This window comes from Gracilimonas sp. (genome assembly GCF_014762685.1).
Lineage (GTDB): Bacteria > Bacteroidota > Rhodothermia > Balneolales > Balneolaceae > Gracilimonas.
The window spans coordinates 1,139,008-1,155,194 of the sequence record NZ_JABURM010000005.1 but is presented as its reverse complement, the minus strand read 5'-3'; the positions used below and the strand labels follow the sequence as shown (position 1 = coordinate 1,155,194).

Below are 16,187 nucleotides of genomic sequence, written 5' to 3'. Positions count from 1 at the left end.
GGGGCACAATAAACAAATAACGAAACTAAGGAACTATGAAATATTCTAAACTATGGGGCATTTTCTCACAGCTTTTAATCGTAACACTTTTTTTCAGTTTCTCACTGATTTCTTGTACCGAAAAAGAAAAGGATGTAAACACCGTAGAAGTAACCGCCAAACATGATGCTGAAAACAATCAGCATATCTTTGATTTGAGCACCAAAGAAACAAAATCCGGATGGGTAACTTTTAATTTTAATAATGCCTCTCCCTCGGATCATTTCTTCATGCTGTATAAAGTTCCTGAAGCGGCAATTCAGGCTGCAGAAGAAGCCGGTGAACCTGTTTTACAACATTGGTATGGTGCGATTACAGCTCCATTTCAAGAGCAATTCAATCCATACATAAATGGAAATGTTGGGTATGGAGAATTTGTAGACAACTTGGTTGCAGAGATATCAGAAAAAGGACCATGGTTCTTTGATCCTGGAGCCCCGCCAATGGGAGGCCCTGGTTTTACGGCAGCAGGAAGTAGCTCTGTAACAACTGTTTATCTCGATCCGGGCGAATATATTGTAGAATGCTATGTAAAGGATGAAGAACAGGTATTTCATTCATATATCGGAATGTTAGAGCAGTTAACGGTAACCAGCGAGAAAGCCGAAGCTGAAGAACCCCGGGCACATAAAACCGTAACCATCTCATCTGAGAATGGAATAGTATTCACCGGACCTTTTGAAGCCGGAGAGCAAGTTGTTGAAGTTCATTACGCCGATCAGACAACCTATAGCCATCTGCTTGGGCATAATGTGCAGCTTGTAAAACTGGAGGATGCAGAAGACGATTCCTTACTTCAATCTCTTGGAGAGTGGATGAATTGGACCACTCCTTTCGGTTTGACCAAGAATGCACCAACCGGTGCTAAATTTGTTGGAGGTGTAATGGCAATGACCGAGGGGCAAAGCGGATATATGCATTTGGACCTTGAGCCGGGTGATTACGCCTGGATTGCTGAAGTCCCGGATCCGGCTGATAAAGGCATGCTAAAAACATTCACCATTTCAGAATAAGGTGATTTTGATTTTACCGTAACTTAAAGCCACAGTGATGTGGCTTTTTTTATTTTCATCAACCAATCCCGGGTTGAAACCTTGTTCTGTGGAGAAATGAAAAAATACAGGTTATCTTAATCCTGCTAATCATGCTTCAATAATTAGAAGCCGGAGTCTGGGAACGAGCATAAAGATGAGGCATCTCGGAGCTGAGCACCGGAACGAGGTTTTGGTACCCTAATAAAATCTGTGAGCATCCGTTCAATCCGTATCATCAGCGTTCCATTTCTTGGGAACATTTAAGCCTCCATTTCATGTTAAACCCACATGAAAATAAATCAAGATTATGACGCTATAATTATTGGTTCAGGCATGGGTGGTATGAGTGCCGCCGCCATGCTCGCCAAGGACGGCTTTAAAGTCCTCATCCTCGAAAAAGCCCACGCTCCGGGAGGATGTTCTTCGTCTTATTTTAGAAAAGGATATGTGTTTGAGTCGGGAGCGACCACGCTCATTGGTTTTGATGAAAATCAGCCGTTGTGGAAGCTGGAGAAGGAAACCGGAATCCAGATTCCCAGGGAGGAGATTACTCCAAGTATGTCGGTTTGGATAGATGGAGAGCAGATCATTCGATACAAAGATCGTAAGGTATGGATGCAGGAATGTACCCGGGTTTTTGGTGATGGAGATGCTCAACGGGCTTTTTGGAAAGAAGCTTTCAGGGTATCTGATTTGGTATGGAAATTATCGCTGAAAAATCCATTCTTTCCCCCACGAAAACTTTCCGAATGGGTACACCTTGCCCTTAATAATAATCCGCTGGATGTTTGGGTGCTGAAGTATGCATTTCAGTCGGCAGCCGATGTGATGAAAAAGTTTGGAGTTGATACGCCAAAATTCTGGCGATTTGTGGATGAGCAACTGATGATTACAGCTCAAGCTAAATCAGAAGAAACACCGTTCTTGTTTGGAGCTGCCGGTTTGACCTACACCAACTACTCCAACTTCTATGTGCCGGGCGGACTGCTGGAGATGATTAATACCATCCAGAATTTTATTCAGGATAAAGGCGGTGCCCTTCATACCAAAGAAGGGGTAGAGATGATTTCAAGAGAAGGGGATCAGTTCATGGTTCATACCCAACAACACGCAAAGAAAAATTCGCTTATCAAGCTCCGATTGTGATCTCGAACGTACCGGTGTGGAATATGAAAGATATTACAGCGGGAGCCATGAGCGGGTATTTTAAAGAAGAAGCTAAGGATTTTGATGAAGCATGGGGAGCTATAACGCTCGGAATTGCTACTGACGATACCTATCCAACGGAACTTCCATTGCATAATCAGATCCATCTTGAAAAGGGAGATACCGTTCCATTCACGGATTCGGATTCCATATTTGTGTCAATGTCCAGACCGAATGATAAGCTTCGGGCAAAGGAGGGAACGCGCACGCTAAATATTTCTACCCATGCTTCCCCTGTATTTTGGCATTCAATGAATGGAAAATATGATGCAGCTAAGCAACAGGTGGAAGATTTCATCGTTCATGTACTTCGGGACAAACTCCCGGGATTTTCAGACGCACAGATCAAAGTTATTCACGCCGCAACGCCGGTTACATGGGAAAACTGGGTGTACCGCAAAAAAGGCAGAGTGGGTGGAATTCCACAGAGTATGGCACGAAGCTTGCTCAAGTGGACTTCTCACGAAAGTCCGTTCAAAGGTTTGTATCTTTGTGGAGATGCAACTTATCCCGGGCAAGGAATTCCGGGCGTAACTTTGAGTGGAATCAACGTATATTCACGCATCAAAAAGAATCATCATTAAAACAGATATTTTTGGATAATTTTTCACCGAACACGAGTTTTACTTTATTTCCCCCCGTTATTAAGAACCTGTTAATCATTAACGGGTTGGCTTTTTTACTCACTAAACAAGTATTTGGAGCCGGATGGACACCCATTGGAGCCGCTCTCGCCCCTTACCTGGTTTTGAATCCTTTGGGTGAAGGATTTATACCCTGGCAATTGGTGACTTACATGTTTTTGCATGCTGATTTGGGGCACATCTTTTTCAATCTTTTTGCTCTTTGGATATTCGGGCAGGCCATTGAAAATTTATGGGGATCAAAACGATTTTTAATCTACTATCTGCTTACCGGAATTGGCGCAGCCGTCATTCACATGTTTATAGGCGGATATTTTACGTACACACTGGGTGCTTCCGGCGCAGTATTTGGGATTCTGTTAGCTTTTGGAATGATGTTCCCTGATCGATACATCATGCTATTAATACCGCCCATCCCCATTAAAGCGAAATACTTTGTTGCTGTTTATGGGTTGTTTGAGTTGTTCAACGGACTGGCTATGCCCAATAGCGGGATTGCCCATTTTGCTCACTTAGGCGGATTGGTGGTTGGATTTATACTCATTAAATACTGGGGACTCAAAAAGCCTAAAGACTATATCTGATGAATAATTCGTTTTTTCAGGGAGGTGGAAATATGAGAGGTAATATGCCGTACGATTCATTTGGAGGAGCCATTAAACGCGGCTTCATGAGAATGCCTATTGCCATCCGAACCATTATCCTTGCAAACCTTGTGGTTTTTGTGATCCAGATGCTGGGCGGTCAGGGCTTGAATGAATGGGCGATCGGTAATTTAGGGTTTGATCCTTCCTTTCCGACTTTTCTAACACAGCCGTGGCGATTTATCACCTACATGTTTTTGCATGGCGGGTTCCTGCATTTCTTATTTAATATGCTATGGCTTTGGTGGATGGGACGTGCCGTTGAAGAAACCTTAGGACCGCGAACATTTACCGTGATATATTTTGGTGCGGGAATTTTAGGAGCTTTACTGGATGCCGGTTTTGCATTAGTATTTGGAGATGCTTTGGTAATAGGGGCATCAGGTGCGGTTACGGGAATGTTGGTGGCCTTTGCTATGCTTTTTCCAAAGGCACCGATTATGTTATTTTTGTTTCCGCCCATTGAGGCACGATTTTTTGTAGCCGGATGGATAGCTATTGATATTTTATTTGTTGGAGCCGGTGACGGAGTGGCAAGACTTGTTCACTTGGGCGGTGCTTTAGGTGGATATTTATTGGTGAAGGCTCATCAAAACGGAAAGGATTTAAGTTTGGTTATCCGGTATGTAGAATACCTTTTCGGACGGGTAAAACCGGCTGGCGGAAAACGAAAACGCAATAAGAATATGAGCATCGTGCAAGATGCAGACATTGTTGAGGAAGTGGACCAAACTGAACTCGATGACATTTTAGAGAAGATTTCCAAGAAAGGCTACGATTCACTTTCCAAAGAAGAGAAACGAAAATTATTTGAACTCAGCAAGAAGAACTGATCTTCAGGAATTTCAACAACATTTTATAATACCATGGCAAAAATAGAGCGACGTAAATCAATTCAGGTAATGGTGGGGAATGTTCCCGTTGGGGGAGGCGCCCCTATTGTAGTACAATCTATGACCAATACTGATACTGCTGATATTGATGAAACCACTGATCAAATTGAACATTTATTTCGGGCAGGATCAGAGTTAGTGCGAATTACCGTAAATAATGACGCAGCCGCTAAGGCAGTACCCTATATCAAAGAGAAATTATTGAAACGGGGAGTGCCGGTTCCTGTAATTGGAGATTTCCATTATAACGGGCACAAACTGTTAACCAAATACCCGGAAATGGCAAAGGCGCTTGCCAAGTTTCGCATCAATCCCGGAAACACCGGAACCAAAACCCGGGATGAGAATTTTGCCACGATTGTAGAACAAGCCATTAAATACGACAAACCGGTACGCATTGGGGTAAATTGGGGGTCCCTGGATCAGCAGTTACTTGCTGATAGAATGGATGCCAATAATGAACTTCCAAAACCAAAATCCGCCAAAGAAGTGATGCTTGATACGATGGTAGAGAGTGCAAAACGATCTTCAAAACTGGCGGAAGATGTAGGGCTGGCTTCAAATAAGATTATTATCAGTTGTAAGATGTCGGGTGTGCAGGATGTGGTAACTGTGTATGAGCGCATTGCCGAAGCCGTAGATTATCCCTTGCATGTGGGATTGACTGAAGCAGGTATGGGAATGAAAGGAATGGTAGCGAGTGCATCAGCCCTGTCAGTAATTTTACAACAGGGGATAGGAGATACCATAAGGGTTTCACTCACGCCCCAGCCGGGTGCCGACCGTGCCCTTGAGGTACAAGTTGCTCAGCAGATATTGCAATCCCTTAAAATCAGGAGTTTCATTCCTCAGGTAACTTCCTGTCCCGGTTGTGGAAGAACTAAAAGTACTTACTTCCAGGAACTAGCAGAAGAAATCCAGGATTACATCGTAGAATCCATGCCCGTCTGGAGAAAAGCCTACCCCGGTGTGGAAGAAATGGATGTGGCTGTAATGGGGTGTGTGGTAAATGGACCCGGTGAATCAAGAGCAGCGAATATAGGGATTTCACTGCCCGGAACTTTTGAAGAGCCCAAAGCCCCGGTATATATCGACGGGGAGCACTCAACCACGCTCAGGGGAGATCACATTGGGGAAGAATTTCGTCAAATCTTAGACAACTATATCCAAGAGCGATACGGGAACAAGAAGAATGCAGGAAAGACCGTGGAAATGTAAGCCCTTACATTATTTGTTTAATTTAAAGCCGTTAAACGGCTAAAAATATATAAATTCAGTCTCTGCATCCTTATTTACTTATGATTATGCCTTTCTACAGGTGTGAGTTTAATCTCATAAAAACAATTATTTAAGCAAAAATTACTTCAAAAACCTTTATCTAAAGCTTTTAGTGGGGTTTGAACCGTTGTATAAAATAGTTGTTGAAATAATGTAAGCGCTTACATACATTAATGAGAGATTGTAAAGAACTTCAAATTCAGCCAATTAAAACCAACATTGGAGAACTAATATGAAAAAAACAGCGATACCGATTTTAGGAATCTGCTTCAAAAGGATTAATCAGCACGTCTCTAAGTTTCTGATGGCTTTTCCTTTAATGATAGCGCTTCTATTTTCGGGAATGGGACAAACGGAAGCCATTGCACAGGACAGGATGACTGTATCCGGAATCGTAACAGATGGCGAAACCGGTGAATCTTTGCCGGGGGTAAATATTTTAGTAGTTGGTACCACTACCGGTACATCTACTGATTCTGACGGGTATTACGAATTTCAGGTACCGAGTTTGCAAGACACATTATCGTTTTCATTCCTTGGATTCCAAAAAATATTAGTGCCAATTGATGGAAGAACAGAAATTAACGTTGAATTGCGGCCTCAAACCATTTCGGGAGAAGAGGTAGTTGTTATCGGTTATGGTACCCAACAACAGGGTGATAATACCGGTTCAGTGAATTCCATCAGTGCCAGCGATTTTAACCAGGGAAACATCACCTCACCTCAAGAATTATTTCAAGGTAAAGCAGCAGGTGTAAGTGTAACTTCCAGTGACGGTGCTCCGGGTAGCGGTGCTACCATTCGAATTCGGGGAGGATCTTCACTTTCTGCAAGTAATGATCCGCTTTTTGTAGTAGATGGAGTGCCTTTAGATGGGGGTGGAGTTGCAGGGATGAGAAATCCCCTTAATACCATTAATCCTAATGATATTGAGTCTATAAATATCCTTAAGGATGCCTCAGCAACAGCTATTTATGGTTCCCGGGCTTCTAATGGTGTGATTATCATTAATACGAAAAAGGGACGCGTAGGCCAGGGACTTGACGTAAATTACAGCACAAGGCTTTCGTATCAGGCCAACCAAAAAAGAGTAGAAATGCTTAGTGCGGATCAATTTCGTGAAGTGATTGAAGAGCAATTTGGTACCAATGGCACTGACCGTTTAGGAGATAGCAATACAAACTGGCAAGACGAAATTTACAGAAATGCTTTTGGCCAGGATCATAATATTAACATCACCGGGGCTTACCAGAATATCCCTTACCGGGTTTCTTTAGGATTTTCCGGAAACGAAGGTATTCTGAGAACCGACAGAAATGACCGGTTGACCGGGTCTGTTTCTTTGAACCCAACCTTTTTTGATGATCAGTTAAAAGTGAATTTGAATCTGAAAGGAATGCAGGTTCAAAATCAGTTTGGTAACCAGGGAGCCATTGGTTCTGCTGTTATTTTTGATCCTACCCAGCCTGTGGAAGGAGATAATTACGGCGGTTACTTTACATGGGTAGATAATCAAGGAAGGCCTAACCCGCTTGCACCGGCTAACCCGGTAGCTCTTCTGGAGCAAAGAACTGATGAATCTACTGTTTACCGTACCATCGGTAATCTTGAAATTGATTATGCACTTCCTTTTGTGTCTGGTTTAAATGCAATTTTAAATGTAGGAGTGGATTATTCCGATGTTGCCGAAGGGGATATAGCCGTTCCTGAAAACGCAGCGTTTGAATTCACCGGAGACCCTGAAACTTCCGGAGTGCGCGTGGATTACGACCAGAAAAAGGAAAATGAACTTTTAGATTTTTACCTGAACTACCAAAAAGAAGTAGCTGACTGGCAAAGTAGTTTTGACGTAATTGCAGGTTATTCCTGGGAGCATCACTACGCGGATGGTTTCAATTACGTGACTAATTTTGACCGTGCGGATGAAGCAAATCTGGATGTTCGTGCAGATACAGATTACGCTACCGAAAATTATATCGTTTCTTTCTTCGGACGTTTGAATTATGAATTCAAAGATAAATACCTGTTGACCGCAACGCTTAGACAAGACGGTACTTCAAGATTCTCGGAAGACAACCGGTGGGGCTTATTTCCTTCAGCCGCTGTGGCCTGGAAAATTCATGAAGAAGCTTTCCTAGACAATGCGGATGCCATAACGGAACTTAAGTTGCGTCTCGGTTACGGTGTTACAGGTCAGCAAAATATCGGACAAGGTGATTATCCATACCTGCCCGTTTATACATACAGTGAGCCTACTGCTCAATACCAATTCGGTAACCAGTTTATAACAACACTGCGGCCGGAAGGGTATAATCCCGATCTTAAATGGGAAGAAACCACAACTTATAATGTTGGGTTAGACTATAGCCTGTTTAATGATCGTATCTTCGGTAAAGTTGAAGGTTATTATCGTGAAACAAACGACCTGCTTAATGTGGTGCCTGTAGCTGCAGGTTCTAACTTTACAAACCGCATACTTTCAAATGTAGGTACCCTTGAAGTGAAAGGGGTAGAATTTGAAATTACCGGACGGCTGGTAAATACCCAAGATACCTACTGGGAACTTGGTGTTAACGTATCTAAAAATACCGATGAAATCACCAAGCTCACCACGGTTGATGACCCAAGCTATATTGGGGTAGAAACCGGCGGTATTTCCGGAGGTGTTGGTAATACCATCCAATTGCACAGTGTCGGATTTCCAAGAAGTTCATTCTATGTATTTGAACAAGTTTACAATGCCGATGGAACACCGATTGAAGGATTATATGTTGACCGCAATGGTGACGGAGTGATTAACGAAGCCGATAAGTATCGATATGAGAGCCCAAGTGCGGATTATGAATTTGGATTCTCGTCCAGAGTGGAATATAAAAACTGGGATGCTTCTTTTGCAGGGCACGCAAGTGTAGGAAATCATGTTTATAACAACGTGAAATCCAGTAATGCATTTTACAGTGAAATGCTTTACGAAGGCTACTTACGAAATGCACCGGCATCAGTGCTTGAGACAAACTTTACTAATGCTCAGTTTTTCTCTGACCACTTTGTAGAAAATGCATCTTTCTTAAGACTGGATAACATCAATCTCGGATACACATTTAACAGCGTTTTTGACGTTATAAACAGTCTCAGAGTTTCTGCAACTGTGCAAAACGTGTTTGTGATAACAAATTACAGCGGACTTGATCCGGAAGTGTTCGGAGGCATAGACAATAACATCTATCCTCGTCCAAGAACATTTGTTCTGGGATTAAATCTGAATTTCTAATTGAAACATTTTAATAACCAAGATCATGTTTAATCAAACATATAAAACATTTTTAATAGTACTTACCGTATTCTTGGGTTTTACTGCCACTTCGTGTATAGACGATTTGAGCACTACACCTCTTGATGATGATGTTGTTACATCCGAGTCGGTATACAATACCCCGGATGATTACAAACAAGTTCTGGCAAAACTCTATGCCGGATTTTCAACAACCGGCCAGCAAGGCCCTGCAGGTAACGCTGATATACAAGGCATTGATGAAGGTTTTTCAAGCTATGTTCGTCAGTATTTTACCCACCAGGAAAACCCAACGGATGAAGCAATCATAGGCTGGGGCGATGAAGGATTGCCTGACTTTAATACCATGTCATGGACTGCTTCCAATGATTTCGTGATGGGAATGTACAGCCGTATTTATTACACCATTACCATGGCTAATGAATTTCTTCGCAATGCGGAAGGAAGAGACGAAGCCGTAATTCAGGAATATGCCGCAGAAGCTCGGTTCCTCCGGGCATTGAGTTACTGGCATGCACTGGATTTATTTGGCGGTAATGTCCCCTTTGTAACTGAAGAGGATAATGTAGGTGCTGAACCCCCTCAAAGAACTAATACCGCCGACCTGTTTGCTTTCATCGAAAGCGAATTACTTGATATTGAAAGTCAAATAATTGGTGCAAAACAAAATGAGTACGGCAGAGCCGACCGTGGCGCTGTTTGGATGCTGCTATCCAAGCTGTACCTGAATGCTGAAGTCTATGTGGGTCAGGACCGCTATGATGATGTCATTACATACACCGAAAAAGTGATTGACGAAGGCGGTTATGTATTGCATGGCAGTTATGGTGAATTATTCCTCGCTGACAATCACACTGCAGATGGCATTATTTTCCCGATTACCTTTGACGGAGTGAATACTTCCAGCTGGGGTGGCACAACCTTTATTGCCCATGCTGCCGTTGGCGGTAATATGAATGCCGCCGACTTTGGTTTAGACGGTGGATGGGGCGGTTACAGGGTGACTCCTCAATTTGTTGATATTTATTATTCTGGATATCAAACTTCTAATCTAGATGGCGATGATGTGCTTTACGTTCCCGGTGGGTATCAGGGTGCGAGTGGATATGGTGGAGACTGGACTCCACTGGAAGCAGGAACGCTGGTTTCAGATAATAATGACGGCGTGTATACCGGTTATGTGTACTTCGCTGAAGGTGCTGAATTTAAATTCACCGAGGGAGACTGGGGCAGCCAGGAATATAGTAATGATAATGGAAATATGGTTGCAGGAGGAGGAGGTAACTTCTCCGTAGCAGAGGGAGGCATTTACTATTTCGAAGTTGATGTCAACAACCTTACACTTACAATGGAATTAAACCCTGAATCATTTGATGCAAGGGAAACCTTCTTTACTGACGGACAAACCAAAGAAGTGGCAGACCCCGGTGATTTTTCAAACGGATACACCATCACCAAGTGGAAAAACATTACTTCTAACGGTGATACCGGGAAAAACCTGACATGGGTTGATATTGATTTCCCAATGTTCCGTTTGGCAGATGCTTACCTGATGTATGCGGAAGCTACGGCAAGAGGAGCTGCAGGCGGCAATATTGCCAAAGCGGTAGGACTCGTTAACGACTTAAGAGAAAGAGCGTATGGCGGCAATGTTTCTGCTAATATTGCGGCCGGTGACCTGACGCCTGAATTTGTGCTGGACGAACGAGCCAGGGAACTGTATTGGGAAGGACATCGTAGAACCGACTTGATACGTTTCGGCCTGTTTACATCAGCTGATTATGTGTGGGCATGGAAAGGAGGCACTCAGGAAGGTACTTCCGTAAGTGATCACTTTAACATCTATCCAATTCCTGCATCAGATGTAAACGCTAATCCAAATCTGGTCCAAAACCCAGGTTATTAATAACCAATAAATTTTAGGATAGAACCATGAAGAAATTAATATTATTAGTATTCACGATAGCCGGGCTGGCCATGTTTGCTTCTTGCGAAGACAATGTTGGCCCTACGCTAAGTACTAACATTGAACCGCCTTCATTTACAAATGCACCTTCCGGTGATTCTTTCGTACTGACGGAGGAAACTTCAGATGAAGTTGTACTGGAATTGGAATGGAGTAAACCGGGTGTTGGTTTCAGAGCAGCTGCAAATTATGTAGTTGAAATAGCGGAAGCAGGAACTGAATTTGCTGATCCTTTTACCTTAGCTCAAACCAGTTCAAATTCATTAACTATGACTGTGGGTGATTTAAACAGTAAAATGCTGACCGCAGGTTATCCTGCAAATGTAGCATCTGATGTTGAGATAAGGATTAAAACTGAGATCAACGATGATGTAGATGTACTTTATTCTGAAGCTGTTTCCTTAACGGTTTCACCTTTTTATATAGAAATAAACTATCCGGAAATATATGTTCCCGGAGGCTATCAATCAGCCAGTGGATATGGAAATGACTGGACTCCTGAAGACGCCCCTCCGTTAACTTCACTAGAGGATAATGGACAATATGAAGGATATGTTAATGTCGCTAATGCCAATGAATTAAAATTCACAGAAGAACGGTCTTGGGATGTCAATTACGGTGATGACGGCGCAGATGGCACCCTGGAGCAAAATGCGGCAAACATTCAGGTTACCGCAGGGTATTATAAGATAAATGTAAATTTAAATACTCTGACGTATACGATGCTAAATACAACCTGGGGCGTGATTGGAGATGCAACACCCGGTGGATGGGGTGCAGATACCGACATGACCTACGACCCTGTTGAAAAAACATGGTCTGTAGATATGAGCCTTTCAGCCGGAGAAATGAAATTCCGGGCAAATGATGCCTGGGATCTCGATTACGGTGACAATGAGGGTGATGGTTTCCTTGATCAGGGAGGAGGAAACATTGCAGTTCCTGCGTCAGGTAACTATACCGTGATACTGAACCTGGGTGAGGCACCTTATACTTACGAACTGATCCAGAACTAAAGGATTAAATAAACTGCCTGGGATCCACTCATCGAAGATGGATCTCAGGTTGGTTTATATTACCCAAAGTGACCTTAATGACTTAATGAAGGGTGGTATTTTACGTGCTATCGCATAAACTGTGTCCATTACTTTAACCAAAGCTACTCTAAAAACTGATTTGGTAATACTTAAAGAAATTTGATTTGGCAGCAACAATCTATGATATCGCAAGAAAGGCCGGCGTCAGTATAGCTACGGTATCCCGTGTGTTTAACAACAGCAGTAATGTTTCAGATAAGGCGCGTAATAAAGTACTGTCCGTAGCCGATGAAATGGGATATCATCCTCAGGCTTTTGCACAAGGCTTAGCAAGCCGGAAAAGTAATACCGTAATGATCGTAGTCCCTGTTATATCCAACTATTTTTTCATGGAAATATTAGGAGGGGTGCAGGACAAGTTAAGCGAGCTGAATTATGAACTCAGCATTTTTAATATCTCGCCGAATAAAGACCTTAAAAAACAGGTTGAACATGTATTGAAACGACGGTGGGCGGAAGGGTATCTTTTTGTATCTATTCATTTACAAGACAAGGACTGGAAGAGTTTTCAAAAATATAATGTCCCAATTACCTTAGTTGACGAATATTTTGAAGGGTTTGATTCTGTGAGTGTGGATAATGCTCAGGGAGCATACAGAGCAGTTAAGGCACTGAATGAGTGTGGACACAACAGAATAGCCATGTTATCGGCACTCGAATCATCTAAGCCTATCAAAGATCGGTTGCGTGGCTATAAAAAGGCCCATGAGGAACTTGGAATTCCCTTTGATGATAATTTGGTTGTCAAAGGTGATACCATGAACAGAGATGGCTTTACAGAACGGGCCGGTTATGAGGCCATGATGAAAATGCTGAATATGGATCCGGCTCCCGATGCCTGTTTTTGTGCCTCGGATATTCAAGCCGTAGGTGCACTTAAGGCCATGCAGGATGCAGATAAGTTTATCCCAATCATTGGTTATGATGACATTGAACTTGCAGAATATATGGGGCTTTCTACTATACGTCAGCCGATGAGGGAGATGGGGTTCTTCGCTACACAAAATCTTATAGATCGAATGAATAACCCCAAGAAAGCTATTTCACAAACTATTTACACCCCGGAACTGATTACGCGCTCTTCCACCAAATTAAATGGCAGAAAAGCAGATATTTAAACGGTTGACACTATGAAGCATTTAAAGTCATTTTTTTTGATCATCGTTGCCAGCCTGTTTTCTGCTACATTATTAGCTCAGGTTGTTACTTTAGATCCTTCGTTCCCAACTCCTGATGGCTCGCTGACAATAACTTTTGATGCCACCCAGGGAGATGGGGGGTTAGAGGGATTTACCGGTGACGTCTATCTATATACCGGTCTCATTACATCTGAAAGCACAAGTAGTTCTGACTGGAGATATGTAAGGCCGCCCGGTGGCTGGACATCTTATCCGGAGGAGCTAAAAGCAACTCCTCTTGGAAATGACAAGTGGGAATTTACTTACGGCCCAAGCATTCGTGAATTTTTTGGGGTAACAAATCAGAATGAAACCATAGAAGAAATCGCAGTCCTTTTCCGGGGAACGAATACAGGTTCCGGCGAACCTGACCGGGTGGGTCGTGATACAGGCGGTGAAGATATATTTATTGAATTATCGGATGGGGGAGTGAGTGCCCGTTTTCTCTCACCGGGTAGCGATGTGACTATTTTAGAAACCGGTCAATCGTTAGAAATGCAAGGTATTGGCACGGTAAACTCAGGCACATTGACCCTAAGCCTTGAAAAAAACGGAACAGAGGTCGCCTCAACTTCAGCGGATACTTTAAATTATACATTTACCCCTGTTGCAGGCGAAAATGATGTGAATTTTGATCTGATAGCCGATAATGGAGAAGGCCTGGCAGACACTGCTTCTGTTTTTGTAACAATACGTGAGGGGGATGGGGCCAACATCAGTCGCCCGGCTGGCCTTCAGGATGGAATTACGGAAAACACCAGTTCAGTTACGCTTTCTTTATTCGCCCCACAAAAGGAATATGTGTACGTAATAGGGGATTTTAATGACTGGCAACCGTCTTCTGAATATTTAATGAATAAGGAAACATCCGGTACAGACAGCACTTGGTTCTGGTTAGAAATTGACGGCTTGACTCCTGGGGAAGAGTACGGATTCCAATATCTGGTGGAAGGAGATTTACGGATTGCGGATCCTTATTCAAATTTAGTGTTGGATCCCTATAATGACGGATATATTCCTGAGGCTACTTTTCCGAATTTGAAGCCATATCCCGCAGGTAAAACTTCAGGTTGGGTAAGTATTGTGCAGCCGGGAAGTACTGAATACATATGGGAAGCTTCAAGTTATCAGCGTCCTGAGAAAACGGAATTGATTGTGTATGAACTGTTACTGAGGGATTTTTTAGAAGAGAAAAACTATCAAACGCTGACCGACACCCTTGATTACCTGGATAATCTTGGAGTAAATGCCATTGAGCTCATGCCTGTTAATGAGTTTGATGGAAATCTAAGCTGGGGATATAATCCAAGTTTTCATCTCGCCCTCGATAAATTCTATGGAACTCCCGAGGCATTTAAGAAATTTGTAGATGAGGCTCATAAAAGGGATATCGCAGTAATTCTGGATGTGGTGATGAACCATGCAACGGGCACAAATCCTTTATACCAGCTTTATGACAGTAGCAGTAACCCATATTTTAACGCCTCTGCACGTCATTCATACAACGTATTTAATGATTTCAACCATCAGTATTCAGGGACTCAATATTATACCAAGAGAATGATTGAGCACTGGATAGAAGAATATAAGGTTGACGGTTTTAGATGGGACTTAACGAAGGGTTTTACCCAGAACTGTACAGCCGGCAATGAAACTTGTACAGGGGGCTACCAGCAAGACCGTGTTGACATCCTGAAGAAATATGCTGATTACCAGTGGGCAGCGGATCCGGATTTTTATGTAATTTTTGAGCATTTAGGCACCGAATCAGAAGAAGCCGAATGGGCGAATTATCGTGTTTCTGAAGGCAAAGGGGTTATGCTTTGGGGGAATATGAACGGGAATTACAGTGAAGCCTCTATGGGCTTTCATGAAAGCGGTAAATCAGACCTTTTTGGGGTTCTCGCTGAATCAAGAAGCAGCTTTGATGCCCGTCATATTGTGGGGTATATGGAAAGCCACGATGAGCAGTGGGTGATGTATAAAAACCTTAATTATGGAAATAGTTCGAGTGTATATAATATCAAAGAATTAAATACTGCTTTAAATCGTCAGAAGTTGGCCGGGGCTTTTTTCTTTACTTTACCGGGCCCTAAAATGATGTGGCAATTTGGAGAGCTGGGATACGGCGGAGGCCCGGGAGAATGTCTTAAACCGGGAGGTCAGGGTGATGGGGATTGCCTGGCCAGCGACCCAAGCAGAACCGGGGAAAAGCCTATCCGGTGGGAATATTATGATTCCGAAGAACGCCTGAACTTATATAAAACCTGGAGCGAGCTCATACGGCTTAGAAAAAGCAGTCCTGTTTTTACGAATCCTGAGACGGCCACTTACAATATGGAAAGTAGCGTAAAAACCATCACTCTTGAACATGAGGATTCAGATGTATTGATTGTAGGTAATTTTGGAATTTTGAAAAACACTGTGGACGTAGTTTATCCATCAACCGGAACATGGTATGATTATTTTTTTGGTACAAACCAAACTATCTCAGATCCAAATGTAGAGCTTACGTTAGAGCCGGGTGAATTCCGGATATTTACGACCCGTGAGTTTGTAACTCCGGAAGAGGGATTGATTCCTCAAAAAGACGGCAAATGGGGTACCGGTATCCCAACAACATTTACTCTAGAACAGAATTACCCAAATCCATTTAATCCTTCTACAACAATAAGTTATGATGTAGCAACGGATACCAATGTAAAACTTGAGGTTTATGATTTATTGGGAAGGAGAGTCCAGGTTCTTGTGAATGAACGGCAGGAAGTAAATTCATATACCGTACTTTTTGATGCCAGTGGTTTGAGCAGTGGAGTTTATATATACCGATTAAAAGCCGGCGGAAAGGTATTCACCAAAAAGATGACGCTGATTAAGTAATTGATGATTGATGAATGTTGATTTATGATTATTAAT

General features: G+C 42.7%; 11 protein-coding genes. All 11 read left to right on the top strand.

The genetic code is table 11. The features are described 5' to 3' along the window. Nucleotides 1-35: 35 nt before the first annotated feature. The 11 genes from HUJ22_RS05210 (at nucleotide 36) to HUJ22_RS05160 (ending at nucleotide 16,151) form a co-directional block, all read left to right on the top strand. On the top strand, nucleotides 36-1,052 hold the full coding sequence (locus HUJ22_RS05210) for a hypothetical protein (RefSeq protein ID WP_290874918.1): 1,017 nt from the start codon (nucleotides 36-38) through the stop codon (nucleotides 1,050-1,052). Between the two features lie 309 nt (nucleotides 1,053-1,361). After that, nucleotides 1,362-2,219 carry an FAD-dependent oxidoreductase gene (locus HUJ22_RS05205; protein ID WP_290874914.1) on the top strand — a complete coding sequence of 286 codons (858 nt, stop codon included), beginning with the start codon at nucleotides 1,362-1,364 and terminating at the stop codon, nucleotides 2,217-2,219. 23 nt (nucleotides 2,220-2,242) lie between these two features. Then, complete coding sequence (locus HUJ22_RS05200; protein ID WP_290874911.1) at nucleotides 2,243-2,863, top strand: hypothetical protein; 621 nt, start codon at nucleotides 2,243-2,245, stop codon at nucleotides 2,861-2,863. Nucleotides 2,864-2,874: 11 nt separating this feature from the next. Then, nucleotides 2,875-3,507, top strand: coding sequence for a rhomboid family intramembrane serine protease (locus tag HUJ22_RS05195; RefSeq protein WP_366870828.1), 633 nt, complete (start codon nucleotides 2,875-2,877; stop codon nucleotides 3,505-3,507). Continuing rightward, nucleotides 3,507-4,400, top strand: coding sequence for a rhomboid family intramembrane serine protease (locus HUJ22_RS05190; protein WP_290874905.1), 894 nt, complete (start codon nucleotides 3,507-3,509; stop codon nucleotides 4,398-4,400). Before HUJ22_RS05195 ends, HUJ22_RS05190 begins: the two co-directional genes overlap by 1 nt. A gap of 33 nt (nucleotides 4,401-4,433) precedes the next feature. Beyond that, the gene (ispG, locus tag HUJ22_RS05185; protein WP_290874903.1) at nucleotides 4,434-5,678 is read left to right on the top strand and encodes a flavodoxin-dependent (E)-4-hydroxy-3-methylbut-2-enyl-diphosphate synthase; all 1,245 of its coding nucleotides are present in this window, start codon (nucleotides 4,434-4,436) and stop codon (nucleotides 5,676-5,678) included. 364 nt (nucleotides 5,679-6,042) lie between these two features. After that, nucleotides 6,043-9,009, top strand: a complete 2,967-nt coding sequence (locus HUJ22_RS05180) for a SusC/RagA family TonB-linked outer membrane protein (RefSeq protein ID WP_290874900.1) — start codon at nucleotides 6,043-6,045, stop codon at nucleotides 9,007-9,009. 25 nt (nucleotides 9,010-9,034) lie between these two features. Further along, complete coding sequence (locus HUJ22_RS05175; protein WP_290874898.1) at nucleotides 9,035-10,936, top strand: RagB/SusD family nutrient uptake outer membrane protein; 1,902 nt, start codon at nucleotides 9,035-9,037, stop codon at nucleotides 10,934-10,936. A gap of 26 nt (nucleotides 10,937-10,962) precedes the next feature. Continuing rightward, nucleotides 10,963-12,012 carry a SusE domain-containing protein gene (locus HUJ22_RS05170; protein WP_290874895.1) on the top strand — a complete coding sequence of 350 codons (1,050 nt, stop codon included), beginning with the start codon at nucleotides 10,963-10,965 and terminating at the stop codon, nucleotides 12,010-12,012. A gap of 185 nt (nucleotides 12,013-12,197) precedes the next feature. Further along, nucleotides 12,198-13,211: a LacI family DNA-binding transcriptional regulator gene (locus HUJ22_RS05165; protein ID WP_290874893.1), complete on the top strand. Its 1,014-nt coding sequence runs from the start codon at nucleotides 12,198-12,200 to the stop codon at nucleotides 13,209-13,211. Nucleotides 13,212-13,223: 12 nt separating this feature from the next. After that, nucleotides 13,224-16,151 (top strand): alpha-amylase family glycosyl hydrolase, encoded by a 2,928-nt coding sequence (locus HUJ22_RS05160; RefSeq protein WP_290874890.1) that lies wholly within the window; start codon nucleotides 13,224-13,226, stop codon nucleotides 16,149-16,151. Nucleotides 16,152-16,187: the final 36 nt, after the last annotated feature.